At 65.5% G+C, this 24,403-nt stretch carries 19 protein-coding genes; 14 read left to right on the top strand and 5 right to left on the bottom strand.

Annotation, left to right across the window (positions count from 1 at the left end; translation table 11 throughout):
- Complete coding sequence (locus tag ACVMIH_RS18330; RefSeq protein WP_057015172.1) at positions 1 to 2,268, top strand: xanthine dehydrogenase family protein molybdopterin-binding subunit; 2,268 nt, start codon at positions 1 to 3, stop codon at positions 2,266 to 2,268.
- A 216-nt stretch (positions 2,269 to 2,484) separates the two neighbouring features.
- On the opposite strand, the gene ACVMIH_RS18325 is transcribed toward ACVMIH_RS18330, so the two are convergent.
- On the bottom strand, positions 2,485 to 3,144 hold the full coding sequence (locus tag ACVMIH_RS18325) for a cupin domain-containing protein (RefSeq protein ID WP_057015194.1): 660 nt from the start codon (positions 3,142 to 3,144) through the stop codon (positions 2,485 to 2,487).
- Positions 3,145 to 3,326: 182 nt separating this feature from the next.
- On the opposite strand from ACVMIH_RS18325, the gene ACVMIH_RS18320 reads away from it, so the two are divergent.
- From ACVMIH_RS18320 to ACVMIH_RS18290, 7 genes are all read left to right on the top strand, one after another.
- On the top strand, positions 3,327 to 4,094 hold the full coding sequence (locus ACVMIH_RS18320) for an ABC transporter substrate-binding protein (RefSeq protein WP_057015171.1): 768 nt from the start codon (positions 3,327 to 3,329) through the stop codon (positions 4,092 to 4,094).
- Between the two features lie 171 nt (positions 4,095 to 4,265).
- Positions 4,266 to 4,919, top strand: a complete 654-nt coding sequence (locus ACVMIH_RS18315; protein ID WP_057015170.1) for an amino acid ABC transporter permease — start codon at positions 4,266 to 4,268, stop codon at positions 4,917 to 4,919.
- Positions 4,916 to 5,647 (top strand): amino acid ABC transporter ATP-binding protein, encoded by a 732-nt coding sequence (locus ACVMIH_RS18310; RefSeq protein WP_038378946.1) that lies wholly within the window; start codon positions 4,916 to 4,918, stop codon positions 5,645 to 5,647. The genes ACVMIH_RS18315 and ACVMIH_RS18310 overlap by 4 nt, the downstream gene beginning before the upstream one ends.
- A 14-nt stretch (positions 5,648 to 5,661) precedes the next feature.
- Complete coding sequence (locus ACVMIH_RS18305) at positions 5,662 to 6,954, top strand: NAD(P)/FAD-dependent oxidoreductase (protein ID WP_057015169.1); 1,293 nt, start codon at positions 5,662 to 5,664, stop codon at positions 6,952 to 6,954.
- Positions 6,955 to 7,034: 80 nt separating this feature from the next.
- The gene (locus tag ACVMIH_RS18300) at positions 7,035 to 10,262 is read left to right on the top strand and encodes an adenylate/guanylate cyclase domain-containing protein (protein WP_076823719.1); all 3,228 of its coding nucleotides are present in this window, start codon (positions 7,035 to 7,037) and stop codon (positions 10,260 to 10,262) included.
- A 47-nt stretch (positions 10,263 to 10,309) separates the two neighbouring features.
- Positions 10,310 to 10,804 carry a hypothetical protein gene (locus ACVMIH_RS18295; protein WP_057015167.1) on the top strand — a complete coding sequence of 165 codons (495 nt, stop codon included), beginning with the start codon at positions 10,310 to 10,312 and terminating at the stop codon, positions 10,802 to 10,804.
- Positions 10,805 to 10,811: 7 nt separating this feature from the next.
- Positions 10,812 to 11,507 (top strand): class I SAM-dependent methyltransferase, encoded by a 696-nt coding sequence (locus ACVMIH_RS18290; protein WP_253625712.1) that lies wholly within the window; start codon positions 10,812 to 10,814, stop codon positions 11,505 to 11,507.
- A 12-nt stretch (positions 11,508 to 11,519) separates the two neighbouring features.
- Here the strand turns inward: ACVMIH_RS18290 and ACVMIH_RS18285 are convergent, their stop codons facing one another.
- Together ACVMIH_RS18285 and ACVMIH_RS18280 are read right to left on the bottom strand one after the other, a co-directional pair.
- On the bottom strand, positions 11,520 to 11,891 hold the full coding sequence (locus tag ACVMIH_RS18285; RefSeq protein ID WP_456862822.1) for a PaaI family thioesterase: 372 nt from the start codon (positions 11,889 to 11,891) through the stop codon (positions 11,520 to 11,522).
- 338 nt (positions 11,892 to 12,229) lie between these two features.
- Positions 12,230 to 13,819, bottom strand: coding sequence for a gamma-glutamyltransferase (locus ACVMIH_RS18280; RefSeq protein WP_057015164.1), 1,590 nt, complete (start codon positions 13,817 to 13,819; stop codon positions 12,230 to 12,232).
- Positions 13,820 to 13,923: 104 nt separating this feature from the next.
- On the opposite strand from ACVMIH_RS18280, the gene ACVMIH_RS18275 reads away from it, so the two are divergent.
- The gene (locus tag ACVMIH_RS18275) at positions 13,924 to 14,697 is read left to right on the top strand and encodes an enoyl-CoA hydratase-related protein (RefSeq protein WP_026193208.1); all 774 of its coding nucleotides are present in this window, start codon (positions 13,924 to 13,926) and stop codon (positions 14,695 to 14,697) included.
- 249 nt (positions 14,698 to 14,946) lie between these two features.
- Here ACVMIH_RS18275 and ACVMIH_RS18270 read toward each other — a convergent pair whose 3' ends face one another.
- Positions 14,947 to 15,960: a zinc-dependent alcohol dehydrogenase family protein gene (locus ACVMIH_RS18270; RefSeq protein WP_456862818.1), complete on the bottom strand. Its 1,014-nt coding sequence runs from the start codon at positions 15,958 to 15,960 to the stop codon at positions 14,947 to 14,949.
- 204 nt (positions 15,961 to 16,164) lie between these two features.
- On the opposite strand from ACVMIH_RS18270, the gene ACVMIH_RS18265 reads away from it, so the two are divergent.
- A complete protein-coding gene (locus ACVMIH_RS18265; RefSeq protein ID WP_456862815.1) occupies positions 16,165 to 17,034 on the top strand; it encodes a DUF2066 domain-containing protein in 870 nt (289 codons plus the stop codon).
- A 125-nt stretch (positions 17,035 to 17,159) separates the two neighbouring features.
- On the opposite strand, the gene ACVMIH_RS18260 is transcribed toward ACVMIH_RS18265, so the two are convergent.
- On the bottom strand, positions 17,160 to 18,113 hold the full coding sequence (locus ACVMIH_RS18260) for an AraC family transcriptional regulator (RefSeq protein WP_057021062.1): 954 nt from the start codon (positions 18,111 to 18,113) through the stop codon (positions 17,160 to 17,162).
- Positions 18,114 to 18,860: 747 nt separating this feature from the next.
- Here ACVMIH_RS18260 and ACVMIH_RS18255 point away from each other — a divergent pair.
- From ACVMIH_RS18255 to ACVMIH_RS18240, 4 genes are all read left to right on the top strand, one after another.
- Positions 18,861 to 19,112 (top strand): hypothetical protein, encoded by a 252-nt coding sequence (locus tag ACVMIH_RS18255; RefSeq protein WP_244558638.1) that lies wholly within the window; start codon positions 18,861 to 18,863, stop codon positions 19,110 to 19,112.
- Positions 19,113 to 19,133: 21 nt separating this feature from the next.
- The gene (locus ACVMIH_RS18250; protein ID WP_456862812.1) at positions 19,134 to 20,159 is read left to right on the top strand and encodes a formylglycine-generating enzyme family protein; all 1,026 of its coding nucleotides are present in this window, start codon (positions 19,134 to 19,136) and stop codon (positions 20,157 to 20,159) included.
- Entirely contained in the window at positions 20,156 to 21,799 is a 1,644-nt protein-coding gene (locus ACVMIH_RS18245) for an arylsulfatase (RefSeq protein WP_141339640.1), read from the top strand. Before ACVMIH_RS18250 ends, ACVMIH_RS18245 begins: the two co-directional genes overlap by 4 nt.
- A gap of 194 nt (positions 21,800 to 21,993) precedes the next feature.
- The gene (locus tag ACVMIH_RS18240; RefSeq protein WP_456862809.1) at positions 21,994 to 24,402 is read left to right on the top strand and encodes a fused MFS/spermidine synthase; all 2,409 of its coding nucleotides are present in this window, start codon (positions 21,994 to 21,996) and stop codon (positions 24,400 to 24,402) included.
- Position 24,403 lies beyond the last annotated feature (1 nt).

Here is a 24,403-nt window from a genome sequence, read left to right as displayed (position 1 = left end):
ATGACGGCTGAACTCAATCTGACCCGCGACCCTGCCCATCTCAGGCACGGCTCGAATATCGGCCAGCCGCTGACCCGCACCGACGGCACGCTGAAGGTGACCGGCAAGGCCCGCTATGCCGCCGACAATCATCCGCCCGGCATGGTCTATGCCGTGATCGCGACCAGCTGCATCGCGCGCGGCCGCGTCACCGCGCTCGACGTCGCCGCCGCCAAGCGCCACCCCGGCGTCATCGACGTGATGACGCCGGCGCACAAGCCGGAGCTCGCCGAAGACCCCGACGCCAAGGGCAATCCGTTCGCCTTCCGCATGGAGCTCTTGCAGAGCGACGAGGTGCGCTACGCCAACCAGGCGATCGCGGTCGTGATCGCCGAGACGCTGGAGGCCGCCACCGAAGGCGCCGCGCTGCTGTCGCCGCGCTATCAGGTCGAGATCGCGCGTGTCGGTCTCGACGCCGGCGAAGCCTACGCGCCGCCGGTGGTCGGCATCGGTAATCCCGCCGAAGTCCGGCACGGCGATATCGATGCTGGCCTTGCCGCTGCGTCGAAGCGGATCGACGCAACTTACGACACGCCCGCGCAGTACCACAACGCGATGGAGCCGCACGCGATCGTCGCGGTGTGGGACGGCGACCGCCTGTTCCTCGACACGCCGAGCCAGGGCATGGCGATGGCGCAGATGCGGATCGGCGGCCTGTTCGGCGTTCCGCCCGGCAACATCCACATCAACAGCCCGTTCCTGGGCGGCGGCTTCGGCTCCAAGGGCCTGGTCTCCGGGCCGCAGGTGCTTGGCATCATGGCGGCGAAGCTTGTCGGGCGTCCGGTTAAGCTGGTGCTGCGGCGGAGCCAGATGTACGGCCCGGTCGGCCATCGTCCGCAGACCCGCCAGCGCATCCGGATCGGCACCGGTGACGACGGCCTGCTGACCGCGCTCGATCACGAGGCGCGCGTCACGACGTCGAGCTTCGACGATTTCTATGAGCCGGCGGCGGACGCCTCGCACACGCTCTATGCCAGCCCGGCGATCCGCACCGCGCATGAGGCGGTGCGCGTCGACACCGGCACGCCGCTGTTCATGCGCGCGCCGGGCGAGGCTACCGGATCGATCGCGCTGGAAAGCGCGATCGACGAGGCGGCGTTCGCCTGCGGCATCGATCCCCTGGAATTCCGGCTGAAGAATTATGCCGAGGTCGAGCCGACCACCGGCAAGCCGTTTTCCTCCAAGGCGCTGCGGCAGTGCTACGCCAAGGCCGCCGAACGTTTCGGCTGGGCGCGGCGTCCGCTGCAGCCGCGGCAGATGCGCGACGAGAACGGCTTTCTGGTCGGCTGGGGCATGGGCACCGCGACCTTCCCGGCGCTGATGTTCCAGGGCAATGCCCGCGCCGTAATCCGCGCCGACGGACGCGGCGTGATGGAGAGCGGCGCGCATGACATGGGGCAGGGCGCCTGGACCGCGCTCACGCAAATCTCGGCCGATGCGCTCGCGCTCGATCTCGAGCAGATCTCGTTCCTGTCGGGCACGTCGGACCTGCCGGATGCCGGCATCGCCGGCGGCTCCGCGCACACCGCAACGGTCGGTGCCGCGATCCACAATGCCGGTGCGGCGGTGATCGCAAAACTCGCCGAGCTTGCGACCTCCGATGAGCGCTCGCCGCTGTTCGGCGCCGGCAATGCCGGCGTGGTGGCGCGGGCTGGGCGGCTCCATCGCCGCGACGATGACGCGCGCAGCGAAAGCTACGCCGAGATCTTGGCGCGCGCTGGCGTTGCCGAGGTCGAGGCCTCCGGCACGGGTGCGGCCGATCCGGCGGCGCAATCGCAATATGCGATGCACGCGCATGGCGCTGTCTTTGCTGAGGTGAAGGTCGATCCGGAGCTCGGCCAGATCCGCGCCACGCGGCTGGTCGGCGCGTTCGCCGCAGGGCGCATCATCAATCCGTTGATGGTGCAGAGCCAGCTGCGCGGCGGCATGATCTGGGGCCTCTCGTTCGCGCTGCACGAGGAGGCGGTGATGGACAAGCGGTCCGGCCGCATCCTGAATGCGAACCTTGCCGAGTATCATGTGCCCGTGAATGCCGACGTGCCGCCGATGGAGGTGATCACGGTCGACGAGCACGATCCCCATGTGAACCCGCTCGGCATCAAGGGCGTCGGCGAGATCGGCATCACCGGCAGCGCCGGCGCCGTCGCTAACGCCGTCTTCCACGCCACCGGCATCCGCGTGCGGAATTTCCCGATCAAGATCGAGGAAGTGGTGATGGGGTTGAAGTGATGCGGCTTGACGTGAGGGCTGTAATAACAGGTGTCGTCCCGGCGAAAGCCGGGACCCATAACCACGAATGTGAGTTATGGCAGGACGCTGGGGCCGCTTCCCCTTCGACAATCAAGATTGGTGGTAATGGGTCCCGGCCCCCGTGCGCAATTGCGCACTAGGTCGGGACGACGCTGGATGGTTTTCGCCGGGACGACGGCGGAGAGAGTGGGGCCGTCACCCCGCCGCCGTCACGCAGTTCACCCACAGCACCACGGCCTTCGCATCGCGCGCGGGATTGGAGAACCGGTGCGGCCTCCGGCTCGCGAATCTGAAGCTGTCGCCTTGCTTCAGAGTCCAGGTCTCCGTGTCCACCGTCAGCGTCATCTCGCCCTGGAGCACGAGGCCGGCCTCTTCGCCGTCATGGGTATAGAACTCGTCGCCGGTGTTGCCGCCGGGCTCGAGATGCACCAGGAACAGGTTGAGCCGGCTCTCGCTGCCGGCCGGGCTCAGCAGCTGCTTTGAAATTCCCGTGCGCCACAGCTTCAGCTCGGCGCGCTGCACCTCGCGGGTCACGATGCCGCCGGCGCCGTCATCCCTGGGCGTCGCGCCGAACAGCGCGGCGATGCCGACGCCGAGTACGTCGGCCAATGTCGCCAGCACGCGCAGCGAGGGCGACGACAGGCCGCGCTCGATCTGGCTGATGAAGCCGATCGACAAATCGGTGCGCGCGGCGACCACCTCCAGCGACATTTCCTTGCTGCGGCGCAGGTCGCGGATGCGGCGTCCGACCGCGAGATCCATCGCCGGCTCCGCCGGCTTGCCGGCCGGTTTCCTGGCCGGTTTCTTGGCCGCGCGGCGTGCCGTTGCGGGCTTCGCTGCCGCGCCTTTACGCATTCTCTTGCCGCCGCTCACGTCAGTCCGCTTCCTTCATGTGCATGAAAACCGCTTGCATTGGCCGCGGTTTCGTGACCACAATTTCATATTGGTGAAAATAGGCCGGAACGGCGTCGACCGCAACCAAAAGCCCGAAACGCGCGGGCGATGCGGCGCCAAGGCCAGCTTCGGGAGGTGTTGCGATGTCGTTTCAGCGTCTCGTCCAGGCCGCGGTGGCGGCGCTTGCCCTTGCCTTGATCGCGCCGTCAGGGGCGCAGCAGGTGCTGAAGGTCGGCTCGACCCCGACCGGCATTCCCTTCACCTTCCTCGACACCAAGTCCAACTCGATCCAGGGCATCATGGTCGATCTCGCCACCGAGATCGGCAAGGACGCCGGCTTTACCGTGCAGATCGAGCCGATGCAGTTCTCGGCGCTGATTCCCTCGCTGACCGCGAACAAGATCGACATCATTGCGGCCGCGATGTTCGCCACCGCCGCGCGCAAGGAGGTGATCGACTTCTCCGAGCCGGTCTACACCTACGGTGAAGGTTTGGTGGTGCCGAAGGCCGACACCAAGGCCTATGCCTCGCAGGAGGATCTGAAGGGCACCGTGGTCGGCGCCCAGGTCGGTACTGCCTTTGTCGACGCGCTGAAGAAGACCGGGCTGTTCAGCGAGGTCAAGGTCTACGACACCATTCCCGACATCCTGCGCGACGTGAATGCGGGCCGTCTCAAGGCCGGCTTCGCCGATTATCCGATCCTCGCCTACAATCTGCAGCAGGGCAATTTCGCCGACGTTCGGCTGGTCGACGGTTACAAGCCAGTCACCGTCGGCACGGTCGCGATCGGCGTCCGCAAGAGCGACACCGAGCTGCTCGCGAAGATCAACGCCTCGCTGGCCAAGCTGAAGGCGAACGGCACGATCGCCAAGATCTTAGAAAAGTGGGGCCAGAAGGCCAACGCATCGTGAGTATTCATGTCCCGAAGTGATCCGTCACCCTGAGGTACGAGCGAAGCGAGCCTCGAAGGGTCGACGGCCACCAGCCGGGCCGTACATCCTTCGAGACGCGGCGAAGACGCCGCTCCTCAGGATGACGGAGGTAACGTTCGAATAGTGTCGGGACTGGATACGTTTGAGCCGATGCAAAAATTCTTTCATGACGCCGTCGAGTTCGTGCCGATCCTGCTGCAGGGTGTCTGGCTGACCATCGTCGTCACCGTCGGCTCGCTCGTCCTTTCGACCGTGCTCGGGCTGGTGTGGGCCTTGATGCGGGTGTCCGGCATCGGCGTCCTGGTCGGGCTCAGCGCCTCGTTGATCAACGTGATCCGCGGCATCCCGATCATCGTGCTGCTGTTCTACATCTATTTCGTGATGCCCGATTTCGGCATCGCGCTGTCGGCGCTGCAGGCCGCGATCATCGGGCTCGGCATCGCCTATTCGGCCTATCAGGCGGAAAATTTCCGCGCCGGCATCGAGGCGATCGACAAGGGACAGATCGAGGCGGCGCAGACCATCGGGATGGGCTGGTGGCTCACCATGCGCCGCGTGGTGCTGCCGCAGGCGGTCAGGATCATTTTGCCGCCCTACGGCAACATCATGATCATGATGCTGAAGGATTCCTCGCAGGCGTCCACCATCACGGTGGCCGAGCTGGCGCTGCAGGGCAAGCTGATCGCCTCCTCGACCTTCAAGAACACCAGCGTGTTCACACTGGTGGCGCTGATGTACCTCACCATGAGCATTCCGCTCATCCTGCTGGTTCGGCACTTCGAGAACAAGGCGAACCGCAAATGATCGAGCTCCGCGACGTCCACAAGAGTTTTGGCAAGGTCGAGGTGCTGAAGGGCATCACCGCCTCCGTCGCCAGGAGCGAGGTGGTCTGCATCATCGGCCCGTCCGGCTCCGGCAAGTCGACCATCCTGCGCTGCATCAACGGGCTCGAGAGCTACGATCGCGGCGAGATCAGCGTCGAGGGTGCGCGCGTCGACAGCAATGACCGCTCGATCGTGGCGATCCGCACCCAGGTTTCGATGGTGTTCCAGCGCTTCAATTTGTTCCCGCATCGCACCGCGCTCGAGAACGTCATCGAGGGGCCGCTTTATGTGAAGAAGGAGCCGCGTGAGCAGGCGATCGCCCGCGGCCGCGCGCTGCTCGCGCAGGTCGGGCTCGCCGACAAGGCGGAGGTGCATCCGCCAAAACTCTCCGGCGGTCAGCAGCAGCGCGTCGCGATCGCGCGGGCGCTGGCGATGCAGCCGAAGGCGATCCTGTTCGACGAGCCGACCTCCGCGCTCGATCCGGAGCTGGTCGGCGAGGTGCTGTCGGTGATGCGCAAGCTCGCCGACGACGGCATGACCATGGTCGTCGTCACCCACGAGATGGGCTTTGCCCGCGACGTCGCCGACCGCGTGCTGTTCATCGACGGCGGCGTCATCGTCGAGCAGGGCGCCGCCAAATCCGTCCTCAACCAACCCCAGCACCCGCGCACCCAGGATTTCCTGCGCCGCGTGCTGCATCCGCTGTGATCAGGTCACCTGCAATGAACGCGCCTATTCGCCTGCCGCTGCCACCGAGCCTCTATGCCGACACCGCGGTGCAGGCGACGCCGACGCCTCAGCTCACAGCGGACAAGAGCGTACCGGTCGCGATCATCGGCGGCGGCTTCACCGGCCTGTCGACCGCGCTGCACCTCGCCGAGCAGGGCGTGCTGGCGACCGTGCTCGAAGCGCAGGAGCCGGGCTGGGGTGCCTCCGGCAACAATGGCGGGCAGACCAATCCCGGACTGAAGCACGATCCGGACCAGATCGAGCAGGATTTCGGCGCCGATCTCGGCCGCCGCATGATCGAATTCTCCTACGGCACCACCAACTTCACGCACGATTTGATCCGCCGCTACCAGATCCCCTGCGAGGCCAGGCAGAACGGCACGCTGCGCGCCGCCTACAACGAGGCCAGCGCAGCGGCGATCGCGACCACCGCAAAGCAGTGCATCCGGCGTGGCATGCCGGTGAAGCTGCTCGACGCCGCCGAGATGCGCCAGATGACCGGCAGCGACCGTTACCTCTGCGCCATGCTGGATGCGCGCGGCGGCGACCTGCATCCGCTGAGCTATGCCCGCGGGCTTGCGCGCGCCGCGATCGGGGCCGGCGTCGCCGTCCATGGCGAGACCCCGGCGCTGCGGCTGCGCCGCGACGGCGGCCGCTGGCGGATCGAGACGCCGCGCGCCGTCGTGCTCGCCGACAAGGTGCTGCTCGCGACCAACGGCTTTACCGATGATCTCTGGCCGGCGCTTCGCCGCAGCATCGTGCCGGTGTTCTCGTCGATCGCGGCGACCGCACCGCTGTCCGAGGCGATCGCGCGCGCGATCATGCCGACCCGGCCGGTGCTCTACGAAAGCGGCCACATCACGGTCTATTACCGCGTCGACCAGCACAATCGGCTCTTGATGGGCGGCCGCGGCCCGATGCGCTGGATCAGCAAGCCGACCGACGTCGCCTATCTGATCCGCTACGCCGAGCGGCTATGGCCGCAGCTCAAGGGCGTCAGCTGGACCCACGGCTGGAACAGCCGTCTTGCCATCACCGCCGATCACTACCCGCATGTCCATGAGCCCGCGGAGAATTTGCTGATCTCGCTCGGCTGCAACGGCCGCGGCGTCGCGCTCTCGACCGCGATGGGCGCACAGCTGGCGCGCCGGCTGATCGGCGGCCCCAAGGCCGAGATCGACATGCCCGTGACCGGTATCAAGCCGATCCCGATGCACGCCTTCTGGCGGGTCGGCGTCACCACGGCCGTGCTGACCGGCCGGGTGCGGGACTACCTCGGTGTGTGAGGCATTTAACACAATTACAGAATGTGCTGGGCTAATCTCGCGCGTCGGATATATTCGCAGTCTTTACTGAAAGGCTGTTCATGCAGTGCGAGCGATGCGGCCGCGCGAACCGGGCTGGCAACGATTATTGTGAAGATTGCGGTGCGCCATTAGGCCTCAAATGTGACTCCTGTCAGCATGTGAACGGGCCCTCCAGCCGCTTCTGCGGCCGCTGCGGCACCGCGCTCGCCGCGGGCAGCGTCCGTCCCGACGCGCCCTCGCAGCGGCTGCTGCGTTCGCTCAGCACCAAGGGCGGCGAACGCAAGAACCTCACTCTGCTGTTTGCCGATATCCGCAACTCGACCAATCTGATCGACAGCCTCGGCGATCCCGAACTCGGCATGCGGCGCCTCGAGCCGGTGCTCGACCTGATGAAGGAAGCGGTCCACCGCTACGACGGCATCGTCAACAAGATCCAGGGTGACGGCGTCATGGCGCTGTTCGGCGCGCCGCCGCGCCCGCATGAAGATCATGCGGTCCGCGGCTGTCTCGCCGCGCTCGCCATGCAGGATTCGGTGGCCAGGCTCGCCGATCCCGGCATGCAGATCCGGGTCGGGCTGCACACCGGCGAAGTCGTCGTTCAAACGGTGGAAAACACAATCTATCAGACCTACGACGCCGCCGGCGCCAACGTCCATATCGCCAACCGGATGGAGCAGATGGCCGATGAGGGGGCGATCCTCATCACGCGGGACACCTATCTCGGCGCCAGGCAATTCGTCGAGGTCATGCCGCTCGGCATGCAGACCATTCGCGGCATCTCCATGCCGGTGGAGGTCTTTCGGCTGACCGGGCTGCTCAGCGCGCCCGCCAGCGACGTTTTCCGCAGCGGCCGCCGCCTGACCTCGATGGTCAACCGGACCGAGCAGATGGCGGCGTTGGAGCATGAGCTGTCGCGTGCAGTTGGCGGCGACGGCCGGGTCGTCGGCATGGTCGGCGACGCCGGCATCGGCAAGAGCCGGCTCTGCTTCGAGTTCGCCGAAAACTGCCGCCGCAAGGGCATTCGCGTCTACGAGGCCCGCGTGCTGGCGCATGGCCGCGCAACACCGTTCCAGCCCGTGCTCGAGCTGTTGCGCGACATCTTCGGCATCCGCGCCAAGGAGCCGATCGAGACATCCCGGCGTCGCGTCATCGACCGCTTCGCCGAGATGGCCGCATCGGAGCAGGAACTGCTGGTGCTGCTCGAATTCCTCGGATTGGCTGATCCGGCGTATCCGGCCCCGAAGCTCGATCCGCGCGCGCTGCGGCTGCAACTGCTCGATCTCGTTCGAACCTTGGTGCATGCGCGCCCCGGCGACACGCCGGCGGTCGTCATGATCGAGGACCTGCACTGGATCGACGCCGCGAGCGAAGAGTTCGTCGAGACGCTGGTCGATGCCATCGTCGGCACCGCGACGTTGCTGGTGGTCAATTTCAGGCCGGGCTTCACGGCACCTTTCATGCAGCGGTCGCACTACCGTCAGATCGCAATCCCGCCGCTGCCGTGGTCCGATTCGAACGAGCTGCTCCGCGAGCATTTCGGCAGGCATCCCTCGCTCGCCTCGCTGAGCAGCAACGTCATCGAACGCGCGCAGGGCAATCCGTTCTTCATCGAGGAGCTTGCCAACACCGTCGTGGAGCGCGGCAATGTCGAGGGCGAACGCGGCAACTACCGGCTCAAGCATGGCGTCGATGCGGTGCCGCTGCCCGCGACGGTGCAGGCCGTCGTGGCCGCCCGCATCGATCACCTCGAGGATATCGCCAAGCAGGTGCTGGAGACGGCGGCCGTGATCGGCCGGCTGGTCGCGATGTCGGTGCTGCGTCCGGTCGCGGCGTTGCCGAACGACGATTTGCAGAACGCCATCGCGCAGCTGCGCCAGGCTGAACTGCTGTACGACCTGCCGCCCTACGACAAGGGACTGCTGGCGTTTCGCCATCCATTGATCCAGGAGGTCGCCTACGCAACCCAGTTGCGGTCGCGGCTGACCACGCTGCATGCGACTGTCGCCAAGGCCATCGAGGGCTTCGACTGGGGCAAGCTCGACGAGTTTGCCGGGCTGCTCGCCTATCACTACGAGGCCGCGGGCCAGCCGCTGGAGGCGGTCACCCATTTGCAGCGTGCGGCGCGCTGGATCGGCAAGACCAACTCCGCCGAGGCAATGAAAAGCTGGAAAAAGGTTCGCGCCCTGCTGCAGGACCAGCCCCCGTCCGAATATGTCGACCGGCTGCGGGCGATGTCGAGCGGCCAGATCCTCAACTTCGGCTGGCGTGAGGGGATGTCCGCCGAAGAGGTCAAGCCCTACGCCGAAGAGGCGATCAAATACGCACGCGCGGCGGACCCGGTGCACGAGCCGATCCTTCTCGGCGCCTACGGCAGGATCCTGGCCGCGACCGCGGCCGCCGACGACTATGTCAATCTCGTGCAGGACGCCTTGAAGCTCACTTCCGGCACCGGGGACGTCGGACGGTTTGCGACGGTCAATGCGATGCTGAGCCAGGCGTTCTTCCTGTCGGGTCGTCTTGCCGAGGCGCTCGACGCCGGGCAGGTGGCGGTTGCCGCGATTGCCGAGCAGGGCGGTTTTCACAACAACGTCACACTCGGCCTCAACCCGAACCAGATTCTCGGCTTCGACGTCGAGCACTGGATCAGGTGTCTCGGCACCAGAATTCTGGTGCGGCTCGGCCGGTTCGACGAAGCCGAACGGCGGATCGCCGAGGTGCTGCGGGCCGAGCCGGAGCGCTTCGCCGCCGTCGTGCAGTTCATTCCGCATTTTGCGATGGTGGAGATGGGCTGGAGCCGCGGCCGGCCGGAACTCGCCAAGCCGCATGCGGCGAGGATCGCCGAATTGGCCGAGCAGTCCGGCACGCCCTATCTGCGGGTCGCGGCGCTCGCCAGCGCCGGCCTCGCCAGCGGCGCCGCGGGCGATTTCAAGGTTGCCGCCGCCCAGCTTCAGGAAGCGATCGACTTTGCGCGCTCTGCGCGAGCCGGCCTCGAATTCGAGGCGCGCATGCTGGCGGATCTGGCCGAGGCGCTCTATCGCGCCGCCGACCACCATGCGGCCCTGCAAGCTGTGGACGAGGCGCTGATGGTCGCGCGGCGAAGGACCGATCGCGTCGCCGAACTGCACGCGACCGTGCTGCGCGGCCTGATCATTTGCGCCTTGGGCAGCACGTCACATGAGGAGCTTGACGAGATTGTCGGCGGCGCTCAGAATCTGCTCGATGTCTCGGGGGCAGTCTATTTCACACCACAACTCGATCAGCTTCGATTGCATCTTGAGCGACGCTAGACGCGACGATTTTTCATTTCGGGAAACAAGGTACTGAGGGGGTTTTAATGGGACGGATGATTCAAGACGATACGACGCGCGATGTCCTTGATCTGCTGAACAAGCGGTTTGGTCCCGGCGGGATCATGGAGATGGTGGAGCTGCAAAAGGAGTTCGACATCTTCTCTCCCAATCATCCCCTCGAACAGTCGTTCCGGCTGATCGGGATCGAGCCGGCCGACCGGGTCGAGCGGAAGCGCTGGTATACTTTCCTCGGCACGCTGAAGGACTATCCTTCCGATCAGCCCAATGTGAGCGGATACAAGCGGGTGGTCCAGGCGTTCCGGCAGGCGCTCACGCAGGGTCCGTATCTGCCGGTGCTCGTTAGCGTTCACGCCATGAAGGAAAATCCGAAGGTGACGTTTGCAGCCGATGGCCATACGCCGCTGATCTACTCGACCCAGTCGTATCGGGTTCTGTCGATCCCGACCAAGCCAAGCCAGGTCGCCCGCAAGGAGCTTGCCGCGATGGCGAAGCAGCGGCGGGCCAAAGCCAAGAAATGAGCAAGACGTGAGCATCGCAGCGGAGACCGCGGGTTTCGGCGCCGAAGGCGACCGGGCGCGGTTCTCCGACCTCTATGCCGATGTCGAATCCTACTACAGTGCGCGGGTCGCCAAATACGGCGCCACCCCGCGCGGAGTGGACTGGTCCTGCCAGGCCACCCAGGACCTGCGCTTCGTCCAGTTGCTGAAGCTCTGCGACTTCTCCGCACCGTTCAGCCTGAACGACATCGGCTGCGGATACGGCGCGCTGTGCGCCTATCTCGCAAGGCGCCATCCGCAAGCGGAGATCGACTATCTCGGGATCGACCTGTCGCTCGCCATGATCAGCCGCGCGCGCCGCCGTTTCTCGGCGCCGGGGCGCCGCTTCAAGGTCGGCAAGGGCGGCCTGCGTCGCGCGACCTATTCGGTCGCGAGCGGCATCATGAATGTCGATGTCGGCGGCTGCCGCCGATCCTGGGAGGCATTTGTCGCCGGGATGCTGGCCGACCTGCGCCGCGCCAGCCTGCGCGGCTTCAGCGTCAACTTCGTTACCGGCGGGACGGAAGGCACGGCGGCCGCCGATGCGTCGCCGGTGCAGCTCTATTGCACCAGCCCCGAGGCGTGGATCGATTATTGCGAACGCGAGCTTGGCTGCACCGTCGAGACCGTCGACGGCTACGGACTGAACGAAGTCACCCTGCTGGCGCGATGTAGGGATTGCTGATCGGGCTGCGGACTATCGCTTGTCCAGAATCCGCAACTCGGCCGTGGCGCTGGCGACCGTCACATCGCTGGCGTCGATCAGATCGGCTTCGACGATGATGTCGCGGTCGGTCTGCAAGATGACCTTCGCCTTGGCCGTGATCGGGCCGACGCGCGCCGGTTTGAGAAACCGCGTGGTGAGGGTCCTCGTCACGACGGTCCGCGTTGCGGGCAGCGCTGCGAGGGCGCCGAGACCGGTGGCTGAATCCAGCATCGCGGCAAGGAAACCGCCCTGGATCATTCCATGGCGGTTGGTGAACAAGGGTTGCGCCTCGAAGCGGACTGTGGCGATTTCACCGTCGAAGCCCAGCCACTCGCGTCCAAGAAGTCGCGCGCCGGGCGGCACGTTTGTGCTTGCTTCACTCAAGCCGGTCACCGCAATTGTTGTCGGTCCAAATGTATCAGCCCGTTCGGGTCATGCAATGTCCGCGGGCGCGGGTGGCGAAAAGTGGCAAATCACTGAGTGGCCCGACCTTTTGCAGATCGTGTCGCGAGAATGCGAGCGTGTGACTCACAGGTCGTGCAACACATTCACTGTCGTCCCGGCGAAGGCCGGGACCCATAACCACCGATGGTCGTTGTTTCGCGATGCTGGAACGACGAGCGCGATCCACAATTCTCGCTGCGGCGTATGGGTCCCGGCCTGCGCCGGGACGACGGTGGAGAAGGAGTCGTGCGTATAACTCACCCCTCCGCGACCGCATCGCCCCAGGGCTGGAACGGCTCGGTGACGCCGCTGTTGGTGGCGCCGTCGCGCAGCACGACGCTCGGGCAGGCGAACTTCATCGGCAGGGTCTGGATGCGGGCTTCCTCGAAGTCGAAGCGGCCGCGCAGCGCCTCGCGCACGCTCGCGGGCAGGCGCTTGTCGCCGATCACCACGGCGCCTTCGCTGGCGTCGATCCGGGGCTGGTGGATCGCGGCGTCGAGATCCATGCCGAAATCCATCACGAAGGAGAGCAGTTGCGACACGGCCGGCAGGATGCGGCGGCCGCCCGATGCGCCGGCGGCAAGCGTGCGGCCGTCGGCGGCCTGCGCCACGACCGGCGTGTAGTTGGTCAGGCAGCGCTTGCCGGGCGCGAGCGAGTTCGGATTGCCTTGCGTCGGATCGAACCACATGATGCCGTTGTTCATGGTCAGCCCGGTGTTCGGCGTCACGAATTTGGAGCCGAAGGTCGACAGCAGCGTCTGCGTCACCGCGGCCATGTTGCCGTCGCGGTCGACCGCGGAGAAATGCGTGGTGCAGCTTGGCGCGATTGCTTCGGCGCCGAGCGCGCGGCGGCCGTCGACGTCGCCCATGTCCTTCAGCCGCTCGCGATAGGCGGCTTGCAGCGCCTCGGCATAGGCTGCGTAGGCCGCCGCATCCGGACCGCCCTGCGCGGGCGCCAGCGCCTTTTGCAAAAGGCCGAGCGTGCGCGCCATGGTCGGACCCGCGGTCAGCTCCGGCGTCGCATAGACCGTGCCGCCGCGATAGGGAATTTTCAACGGCTCGCGCAGATGGGCACGGAAGGCGGCGAGGTCGCGCACCGACAGCGCGCCGCCGGCGGCCTGGATGTCGTCGGCGATGCTGCGCGCCAGATCGCCCTCGTAGAAATCGCGCGGGCCGGCCGCGGCGAGCTGCGCCATCGTGGCCTTCAGCCTGTCCTGCGGCATGCGGACCACCGACCTGATGCCCCATTGCGCATTCGGCGGCAGGCCATCCTGCAGATACGCCACCGCGCTGGCGGGATAGCGCCGCAGATCGGCGGCGGAGCTTGCGATCATCGCGGTGGTCCACCAATCGACCAGAAGGCCCTCGCCGGCGAGCTTGACGCTCGGCGCCAGCAGGTCCTTCCACGGCATTTTGGCGTGGCGACGATGCGCTTCCTCCATGCCGGCAACGACTCCGGGCACAGCGATCGAGCCGGGGCCGTGCAGGTTGCGGTCGTCCTTGACCCGCGCCCAGGGGAACAGGTCGGAGGCCGCGCCGCCGGTCAGCGGATAATCCTCGATGCGCAGGCCGTCGGGCGCGCGCATGCCGTAGTCGATCACCTCGACGCGGTTCTCCTTGGCGCGATAGAGCACCATCGCGCCGCCGCCGCCGGCGCCGCTCATCCAGGGCTCAACGACGCCAAGCGCGAAGGTGGTTGCGATCACGGCGTCGACGCAATCGCCGCCCGCAGCCAATACCTCCGCGCCGACCTCGGCCGCCCGGCGCGACTGTGCGGCGACGATGCCGCCCTTGGCGCTGACGGCCGGCTTGCGGATCACTTGCGAGTTGGAGAACTGGTCGGACATGGCGTTGCTTTCGCTGTTCTTGTTGCGGGTGGGACACGTTGGCGTAGCATGCCAAGCATGGCACTGTCAGTGCAACAACAAGAACCAATTTCAGGGAGCGGAAAATGACTGGTGTGAAGCGTGAACGGGACGGCAAGGTCGGCATCCTGACGCTCAACGATCCCGCGAGCCTGAACGCCATGACGCCGGAACTGCTCGGCGATCTCGCGCGCGCCGTCGGCGAGATGAGCCTCGATCCGGACATCCGCGCGCTGGTCCTGACCGGGGAGGGACGCGGCTTCTGCTCCGGGCAGAACCTCAAGGCGTTCCAGTCGCTCGGCGACAACATCTACACCGGCGTGATGAGGCATTATTGGCCGGCGATGCAGGCCTTGCGCGAATGCCGCGTGCCGGTGGTGGTCGCGGTCAACGGCGTCGCGGCCGGCGGTGGCTTCAGCCTCGCGATGTCCGGCGACATCATCCTGGCGGCGCGCTCGGCGAGCTTCATCCAGGTGTTCAGCCGGATCGGCCTGGTGCCGGATCTCGGCTCGACCTGGCTGTTGCCGCGCCTGATCGGCCGCCAGCGCGCGCTCGACCTGATGCTGCTGAACGAGCCGCTGCCGGCCGAGCGGGCCAAGGAGTGGGGGTTGGTGCGCGACGTGGTCGACGATGCCAAACTGCTCGACGAGGCGAAGGCGCTCGCCGGTCGTCTCGCGGACGGACCGACGCGCGCGCTGGTCGCGACGCGGCAGCTCCTCGAGGAGAGCGAGCACGCCAGCTACGCCGATCAGTTTCGGCGTGAGATCGAGCTCCAGCAGGTGATCCGCGAGAGCGCCGACGCGAAGGAAGGCCGCCAGGCCTTCGTCGAGAAACGCAAGGCTCAGTTCACGGGACGCTAGAGCGGGATGAGCTTACCTAAATCGAGCGGCGAGCTCCGCTTCACCTCGCCCCGCGTGCGGGGAGAGGTCGGAACGCATCGTTCGATGCGTTCCGGGTGAGGGGGAGTCTCCGCGAATACAGCTATCACCAGACATATGCGGAGGCAGCCCCTCACCCAACCCTCTCCCCGTAAGAACGGGGCGAGGGAGCGCAGCGCCGTCGCTGTTCGGCGCAATCTCAGGATGCTCCAGGCCTTGATCGTGGGCGTGCTAGCCGATCGCAATCGCGATCTTGCCGAAATGCGCGCCACTCGCCATGTGGGCGAACGCTGCCTTGGCCTGGTCGAACGCGAACACTTTGTCGATGACAGGCTTGACGCCGTGCAGGCTGATGCCGTCGCACAGCGCCTGCAGATCCTCGATTGAGCCGACGGTGACGCCTTGCAGCCGCTGCTGCTGCATCACCATCAGCGGCAGCCGCGTGTCGGACGCGGCGGGACCTGCGAGCACGCCGATGAAGGCGATGGTGCCGCCGATCCTGGTGGCGCGGATCGACTCGTTCAGCGTGCCGACGCCGCCGACCTCGACGACGAGATCGACACCGCGTCCGGTGAGTTCGCGCGCCTTCTTGCCCCAATCGGGCGTGGACTTGTAGTTAAGCGTGACATCGGCGCCGAGCTGCTTCAGCCGCGCGATTTTGGCGTCGCTGGAGGATGTCGCGATGACGCGGGCGCCGCACATCTTGGCGAATTGCAGCGCGAACAGCGAGACGCCGCCGGTGCCCTGGGTCAGCACCGTCTGCCCCGGCTTGAGGTCGCCGAGCTTGACCACCGCGCTCCACGCCGTGAGGCCGGCGCATGGCAGTGCCGCGGCCTCGATATCATTCAGATGATCCGGCGTGCGCACCAGCGCATGCGCGGGGAAGACCCGGTACTCGGTCAGCACACCGTCGACGCTGCCGCCGAGCGCCGCGCGCATCCGCGCCTCGCTCGGCTCGCCGGCGAGCCAGCTTTCGAAGAAGCTGCCGATCACGCGATCGCCGGGTGCGAAGGTCCTGACGCTGGCGCCGACCGCCTCGACCACGCCGGCGCCGTCGGAGACTGGCACCAGCGGAAATTTCTGGCGCGAGCCGTAACCGCCCTTGACCGTGAGCAGGTCGCGATAGTTCAGCGTCGCCGCCTTCAGCCGCACCAGGACCTCGCCCGGGCCGGCTTGCGGAACCGGCTTGTCGACCAGCGCCAGCGCGTCGACGCCGCCGGGGCCTTGCAACTCATAGCATTTCACGGAACGTCTCCTGCTCGGTGCTCTTGTCTTGGGCTGCGCTCGCGGCGCTGCCACGCATGCGCTGAGCATATGTCAGGCCTGCCGCGCGTGGCCATAGCGCGCAGTGGGATTGATGGAATGGCGCCCATGCCCGAACGCGCTGGCGCGCGACCGGGAAATACCGCCAATCTGAGCCGTCAATGAAGTGACCGAGCGGAGGTGACCATGGCTGCCTTGCTTGAGACGAAGCGCGATCTGCTCGCCACGCTCGCACGCGGCGCGGTTCGCGTGCTGCTTGCCGCTGCATGGATCGCTTGCGGTGGTGCGATGGCCGCAGCAGACGACAGCCTCTACCGCGCGCAAACCGTCGTCACCGGCCAGGGCGAGCCGAACCGCATCGTAGGCTTCGGGGCGTGTCTGGAGGACGTCCTGATCAAGGTTTCCGGTCAGCCAATGCTGGCAGGCGACCACCGGCTTGCCGCGTACAAATCGAAGGCCAAGGCGTTCGTCAGCAGTTTCGACTATCACGATCAATATGCCGGCAAGCCGCATCATGACGAGCAGGGCACCCGCGACCGGCCCTACGACCTGACGGTGAATTTCGACGAGAAGAAGATCGACGGCATTCTCGCCAGGCTCGGTCTCAAGCCGTGGCGGTCGCAGCGACCGGTGCTCGGCGTCTTCGCCGAGATGCAGCACGGCCCGAAGGATTACATTGTCACATCCGACGGGACGCAGTCCGACCTGCAACGCGACGCGCTTGCGGCTGCGGCCGGCAAGCGCGGCATGCGCTTCGTGCTGCCTGAGACAACCGACTTGACGAGCGCCAACCTCACCGCTGCCGAACTGTTGAAGACGGCGCCGGCGAAGCTGAGTTCGATCGTCGCGCCGCAAGGCGGCGAGGCCACCCTGCTCGGTCGGCTGGTCTGGGACGACAAGGATCTCGGCTGGGCCACGCAATGGCGGATGGCCTGGCACGGCAAGGATTACAAATGGCAGTTTCGCGGCGTCACCTTCGATGAAGCCTTCCGCCGCGGCATCGGCGGCGCCGCGCAGGTGCTGTCGGGCAATGGCGATCCGGGGCGATCGAAATGAGCTTGCGCGCGCAGCGGCTGGATCGCGCTAGAGCCCCGTTCCGATTGAATCGGAACGGGGCTCTAGATTCTCATTTTGACGCGTTTTCTTCACGCGAACCGGTATCCACTTCGCTCGAAAACGCTCTACCCGGCGTAGCCAAGCGTCTGCGACGGATACTCCCCGAACATCGCGCGGTAATATTGCGAGAAGCGCCCGAGTTCGATGAAGCCCTGTTCGATCGCAACCTTGGAGACGGTGGTCTGGTCCGGGGTGCTTTCGCGCAGGATCGAACGGATCATGCAGAGCCGCTTGTAGCGCAGGAAAGTCACCGGGCCGACCCCGAACACCTCGTGGAAGGCGCGGTGCAGGCTGCGTCGCGACAGCCGAAGCTCGGTGCAGATTTCCGAGACGTGGACCGGGCGCGTGCCCGCGGCGTGCAGATAGTCCTCGACATGGCGCACCAAGCGCATCGCCGACGGCAGATAGCTCGTTCCGTCGGGCGGCAGCGATGTCACGACCGTCGCGGTCACGCAGTCGACGATCGCGCGCCTCCAGAAGTCGGCCGACGCGTCCGTCAAGGCGTCCGGATAGCGCGCGAGGTGCGCGACGATCCGCGGCAGTTTGTCCGCCGCGCCCATGCCGATCGTGGGGTCGGCGCGAAAGTGGTTCTTCGCCTGCCAGGTTTCGGCGTCGGCGAGCCGCGGCTCGCCGCCGAATATGTCGGGCAGATCGGCGAGGTCGAAGCGGATGGCCGCGTAGGACGAAGCGCTGTGAAAGACCCCGTCATGCTCGACCGACGGCGGAATCACCAGCACATCGGCCGGCTGCATGTCGAACGCCCAATGCGTGACACGGTCGGTCGCGTTCAGCAGCATCCCGATGATCAGCTTGGGATCGGTCGAGATGCGCTGGGTGCGGACCCCGACATTGAATGCGCCGATGCTGAGCGAAAAATCACCGATCCCGACGTGAGACAATGTGCCGCGCAACTTGCCGCGCTCAAGCTGCATGACATCGACATGCGAGCCTTTGACGGCATCGTAAAGACCCTCGAAGCCGTCAAGCTCGCCGGTGCTAACCGTCAGGTGTTGGCCCATATCCACGTTCACAACTGCAGCGCGATTAATCTACTAAAACCAAATGCTTGAAGTCGGTGCAAGTCGGTACAAAAAGTGTGCCCCGCGACAATGTGCCTAAATTGGTTTGATTCGCATGGCGAGATCGTGATGCGGATTTGCAAACGTGCGGATTTTCGCTTGTTTTTCCGAGAAAGCAATAAGGCCGACCGGATCGGATTGATCGAATTGGAGCATCTTTCGTTAAGCCTGCACGCCTCGGGGTTGAGATTGGCACAAAGTGCACATCACTTGTATAGTGCGTTTCGCTATCGTTTGAACTGACAGCAGAATTCGCTCGTGACAACGTCCAGTGGAACGAGGCACGATGGAGAGCACTGTGCATGCAAGTGTGCACATGGATTGGCAACGGAGGAGAAAGGGAAGAAGACCTGACGGATCAACGCTGCCGAAAAGTGCAGCACAGAAAAATGGAAGGGCGCGACAATGCACTCAGGCACGATGCAATCATGGACGACGTTCGGTCACCGAGATCATAAGGCTCCGATCTTCAACAGGATTTTCCGTCTGGCGCTCGTTGGAGCAGCCGCGATTGTCGCGCAAGCAGGCCCGGCGTCGGCGGTCAGCATCGGCTCTTCCGCTTCACTGCCGATCATCACACAGCAGGAAGGCAGCGGTAACGTTGTGCAGGTGCGCGCTGTCGCGCGCCGGGGCGGCGTTGCCGTCGGACCACGCGGCGGTGCGGTAGCTTACCGGAGCCGGACGGTGGTGGGGCCGGGCGTTCGCCCCGGCTGGCACGGCGGCGGCACGCGCTGGGTCGGACCGCGGCCGGGAGGTTGGGCGCGGCCCGGCTGGTACGGCTGGCCGGTCGGGGGCGCGGTCGCGGCCGGCGCAGCGATCGGGTTCGTCAGCGCGGCGAGCGCAGCCGCCTGGGCGGGACCGGCACCGGCAGCGGGCATGTGCTGGTACTACACCGACCCGTCTCGAACACAGGGCTTCTGGGACTACTGCTCGCGGTAATGCCCAAAGAGGTGCATCGCCATGTCCCGGGTAGAGATCGCCTCCGCTGAACAAGAGCGTGACGACCGCGTCCAGACCGACGACATGGTCTGGATTCCCGGCGGCACGTTCCGCATGGGCTCCGACCATCACTATCCCGAGGAGGCGCCGGCGCATCGCGCCTCGGTCGACGGCTTCTGGATCGACCGCACCCCGGTGACCAACGCTCAATTCCGCGAATTCGTGCGGGAGACCGGGCACATCACGGTCGCCGAGCGACCGCCGGATCCTGCGCAATATCCGGGTGCGCTGCCGCATATGCTCTACGCCGGCTCGCTGGTGTTTCAGCCGCCGCGCCGCGTCACCACCCTGCGCGACTGGAGCCAATGGTGGACCTTGATGAAGGGCGCGAACTGGCGCCGCCCCTACGGCCCGCGCAGCAACATCAACGTGCTCGGCAGCCATCCGGTGGTCCACGTCGCCTATGCCGATGCGCTCGCCTACGCCAAATGGGCCGGCAAGGAGCTTCCGACCGAAGCCGAGTGGGAGTTCGCGGCGCGCGGCGGGCTCGAGGCCGAGGAGTTCGCCTGGGGCAACGCCTTGACGCCCGGCGGCAAGCACATGGCCAATACCTGGCAGGGCAATTTCCCGATTCAGAACCTCTGCGAGGACGGCTTCGACCGGACCTCGCCGGTGACCGCGTTTCCGCCCAATGGCTACGGCGTCCACGACATGATCGGCAATGTCTGGGAGTGGACCGCCGACTGGTGGTCCGCCCGTCATGAGGCCGACGCCGCGAAGCCCTGCTGCATCCCGCAGAATCCGCGCGGCGGCCGCGAGGAGGCGAGCTACGACCCCGCCCAGCCCGCGATCAAGATCCCGCGGAAGGTGCTGAAGGGCGGCTCGCATCTCTGTGCCCCGAACTATTGCCGCCGCTATCGCCCCGCCGCACGGCATGCCGAACCGGTCGATACGTCGACCAGCCATGTCGGCTTTCGCTGCGTGGTGCGCCGACCCGATTCTCAATCGTCACAAAAACCGTTCGACAAGCAAGGAGCGTCAGAATGAGCGATGAGAGCAATATCGTTGCCAGGCAGTCCGGTAGTCGCGGAGGGCTGCTTCGTGGCTTGTTCGCGGCGGCGTTGGTCGCGACAAGCCTGGCGCCATTTGCCGGGTCTCCCGCGTCAGCGCAGCAGCCGAACGCGGCCAAGCCGAATATTCTCGTGATCTTCGGCGACGATGTCGGCCAGTCCAACATCAGCGCCTATACCCGCGGGCTGGTCGGTTACAAAACACCGAACATTGACCGCATTGCCAATGAAGGCATGATCTTCACCGACTATTATGCCGAGAATAGCTGCACCGCCGGCCGCTCCACCTTCATCACCGGACAGGTCTGCCTGCGGACCGGCCTCTGCAAAGTCGGTATTCCGGGAGCACCGGTCGGCTTGCAGAAGGGCGACATAACTATCGCGCAGGCCCTGAAGCCTCTCGGCTACGCCACAGGTCAGTTCGGCAAGAACCATCTCGGCGATCGTGATGAATACCTGCCGACCAATCACGGCTTCGATGAGTTTTTCGGCAATCTTTATCATCTTAACGCCGAAGAAGAGCCCGAGCGGCCATACTGGCCGAAGGACGACGCAGCTTTCGTCAAAGCCTATTCGCCGCGTGGCGTCCTCAAAGCTTCCGCCGACGGCAAGATCGAGGATACCGGCCCGCTTACCAGGAAGCGGATGGAGACAGTCGATGACGAGACTACAGGTGCTGCGATCGATTTCGTCACGCGACAGGCAAAGGCCAACAGGCCGTTCTTTACCTGGATGAACTTCACTCGCATGCACATCTTTACCCACGTTCGTGCCTCGATGCGCGGGCAAAGCGGCATGCCGGGCAATGAATACGCTGACGGCATGGTCGAGATGGACATGAACGTCGGAAAGCTGCTCAAGACGCTCGATGACCTGAAGATCGCAGACAACACGATCGTCGTCTTCAGCACGGACAACGGCCCGAACGCGTTCACCTGGCCGGATGCAGCGACGACGCCCTTCCGGTCGGAGAAGGACACCAATTGGGAAGGCGCGTTCCGTGTGCCGGCGATGATCCGTTGGCCCGGCCACGTCAAGGCAGGCGAGGTTGCCAACGGAATCGTGTCAGGTCTCGACTGGTTCCCGACGCTCCTTGCCGCCGCCGGCGATCCCGGGGTGAAGGATCGCCTGCTCACCGGCTGGCAGCCGCAAGGCGGCTCGACCACCTTCCGCAATCACCTCGACGGGTTCAACCAGCTCGACTACATCACGGGCAAGGCCGACAAGAGCGCACGCAACGAGTTCTACTACTTCAACGACGACGGTGATCTCGTTGCGATGCGAAACGGCGATTGGAAACATACCTTTGAACGGCAGGATCAGCCCGGCCAGTTCGACGTCTGGGCCCACCCGTTCACGCCTTTGCGCGTGCCAAAGATATTCAATCTGCGCATGGATCCGTACGAACACGCGGAGATATCGGGCAGCATGTACGATCAATGGCGGGTAGAGAACGCGTACATGATCGCTCAGGCACAAATCAAGGCGGCAGCGTTCCTGCAGACCCTTGTTGAATATCCGCCAAGCCAGCGGATTGCGAGCTTCAGCATCGACCAGATTCGTCGTGCGGTCGACAAGAAGGTCGATGAATCGTTCAAGAAGCGTGGTCTCGAATAGTCGCGAGGCCCTGCGAGACAGGCCAGTGGTATCGGCCTGTCTCGCACTGTATCCAAGGGGACTAGCGGATGGATGCTCGATCGAGCATAGGGTCTGCATCGACCGCGACCCGAGCACACCGAAAGAATCTGGACGCCGGCGCGAGCCGGAGGCTTGTCGCAGCGGCGCTGGCGTTCGTCTCGGGTGCCGCCGGCTTGGTCTATCAGGTGATCTGGATCAAGCAGCTTTCGCTCGTCGTCGGCGCTGATGTCTACGCCATCACGACCGCCGTGAGTGCCTTCTTTACCGGCCTGGCGTTGGGTGGCCTGATCTTTGGTGGAAGGGCCGACCGCGCCAGCCAGCCAGCGAGACTCTACATCGCGATCGAGATCGGCATCGGCATAACCGGCGTCGCCACCACATTGATCCTGGCGAATATTGCGCCGGTCTTCGTGGCGATCGAGAGCGCGAGCGGCTTGCTCGCATGGGTCATGGTGTTCGTTCTGGTCGGCATCGCCCCGCTTCTGATGGGTGGGACGCTACCGGTCCTTGTGCGTGCGGTGCTGCAGAATTCCGGCGATGCCGGCCGCGTCGGCGGCCGGCTATACGCCGCCAACACGGCCGGCGCGATTCTTGGCGCTCTGCTGCCGATGTTTGTCCTCATTCCGCTGTTCGGGGTGCAAGGGACCTCGATCGCGGCGGCGACCCTCAATGTCCTCGCGGCGGCGGGGGCAACGGTGCTCGGCCGGATTCCCCTGGCGTCGGCGAGGATCAAGCCTGCCGGCCGCGCGGCGGCGCATCAACCGCGTCGGGTCGGATTGGCCGTCGCCCTCTACGCCGCCGCCGGCGCAATTGCCCTCGGCTATGAGGTCATCTGGTCCCAGTCCATCGTTCAGTTCATGAGTACGCGCAGTTTCGCGTTTTCCGTGGTGCTTGCGACGTACCTCGCGGGACTCGCGGCGGGTGCCGCGATCGTTGCGCGGGCAATCGACCGGATCCGCGATCCCTGGAGTGTCTTTGGCCTTCTGATCGCCGCTGCCGGTTTGCTGGCCTTGATCGAGATCGCGGCACTTGGCCATTGGCTCGTGGTCGCGCAGACGGCGACCGAGGCGTTCGTGCTCCGCCTTACCGAAAGCCAGTTCGCCGGCATGTGCGCCCGCTTCGCGGTGGCCGCGTTCTGCATCGTATTCGTGCCGACCTTGCTGCTCGGGGCGGCCTTTCCAGTGGCGCTGCGTCTGGTGGTGCGGGATGCGCATATCGGGCAGGACGTTGGCGCGGTCGTGGCGGTCAATACGCTGGGCGGTGTGGGCGGCGCGCTTCTCACCGGCTTCGTGCTTCTCCCCTGGCTCGGGCTTGTCCACACACTTGCATTGCTCGCAATCGGTGCCGGCCTGCTGGGTGTCTTGGCCTGCTGGGGCGGTCGCTCGAGCCGCACCGGTGTTGGACTGGCATTCGCGGTCGGCGCAGCCTGCATCGTCGCTGCGGTCGCCACGCCGTCCGACCGATTTGCCCAATTGTTGCCGGCAGCGCGGTCGGGAAAAATCATGTTCTATGAAGAGAGCCCGGGTGGGACCGTTGCGGTGGTCAACACCGGCCGCTTCCGCCGGCTCTATATCCAGGGCGTATCCAATTCCGGCGACGCCATGCCGTCGCTGCGCTACATGCGGCTGCAAGCGCTCCTGCCTCTCATCATTCACAATGGCGAGCCGAAATCAGCCCTGGTGATCGGCTACGGTACGGGCATCACGGCCGGCGCTCTCTCGCAATTCCCTGCTCTCGACAGGAGGGTGGTGGGTGAGCTGCTCCCGGCGGTCCTTCGTGCGGCTCCGATATTCGACGGCACCTTCAACGCCGCGTCCGACCCGGGATTGGAGAAGCGCTTGGGCGACGGCCGTCGCCTCCTGCAGCGCGAGAGCCAGACCTACGACCTGATCACGCTGGAGCCGCCGCCGCCATCGGCGGTGGGCGTCGTCAATCTCTATTCTCGCGATTTTTATCGCCTGGCATCGTCGCGGCTGAACGACGACGGGATTGTCGCGCAGTGGTTGCCGCTGCCAACACAGAACGACGAGGACACGCGCGCACTGGTTCGCAGCTTCATCGATGTGTTTCCGTACGCGTCGCTGTGGACATCGGAACTGCATGAAATGTTGCTTGTCGGGTCGCGTCGTCCGATTCAGTTGGATGCGGAGCGCATCAGCGCGAGATTCAATCAGCCCGAGACGTCTGCGGCGCTTTCCGCGGTCGGCGTCAACTCGGTCGCGGCGCTGATCGCAACCTGGATCACCGACCGCGACGGGCTCGTGCGCTACGCGGCGGACGCGCCGGCGGTGACGGACGACAGGCCGCGGATCGAATACGCGACATGGGTTCGTCCGGACGAGTTCAGCCGGACGATTTCGCACATCTGGCAGTACCGTAGCGAGCCGCCGCTCAAGGGAGCGGACGAGCAATTCACCGCTTCGCTGCTGAGCGAAAGGCGAGATCTTGATGCGTTCTATCGTGCCGGCCTCAGCGCCTATGCGGGCAACCGGCAGGCCTACGCGCGCGAGATGGCGAGCCTCAGCCAAGCGGCGAGGCGAAACCCCTATTACACGTGGTTTACGGGGTCCAAGGAGCCGTAGT

Source organism: Bradyrhizobium sp. USDA 4503 (assembly GCF_054055815.1).
Note: the sequence above shows the minus strand (reverse complement) of the source record. Positions and strands in the feature narration are given on the sequence as shown.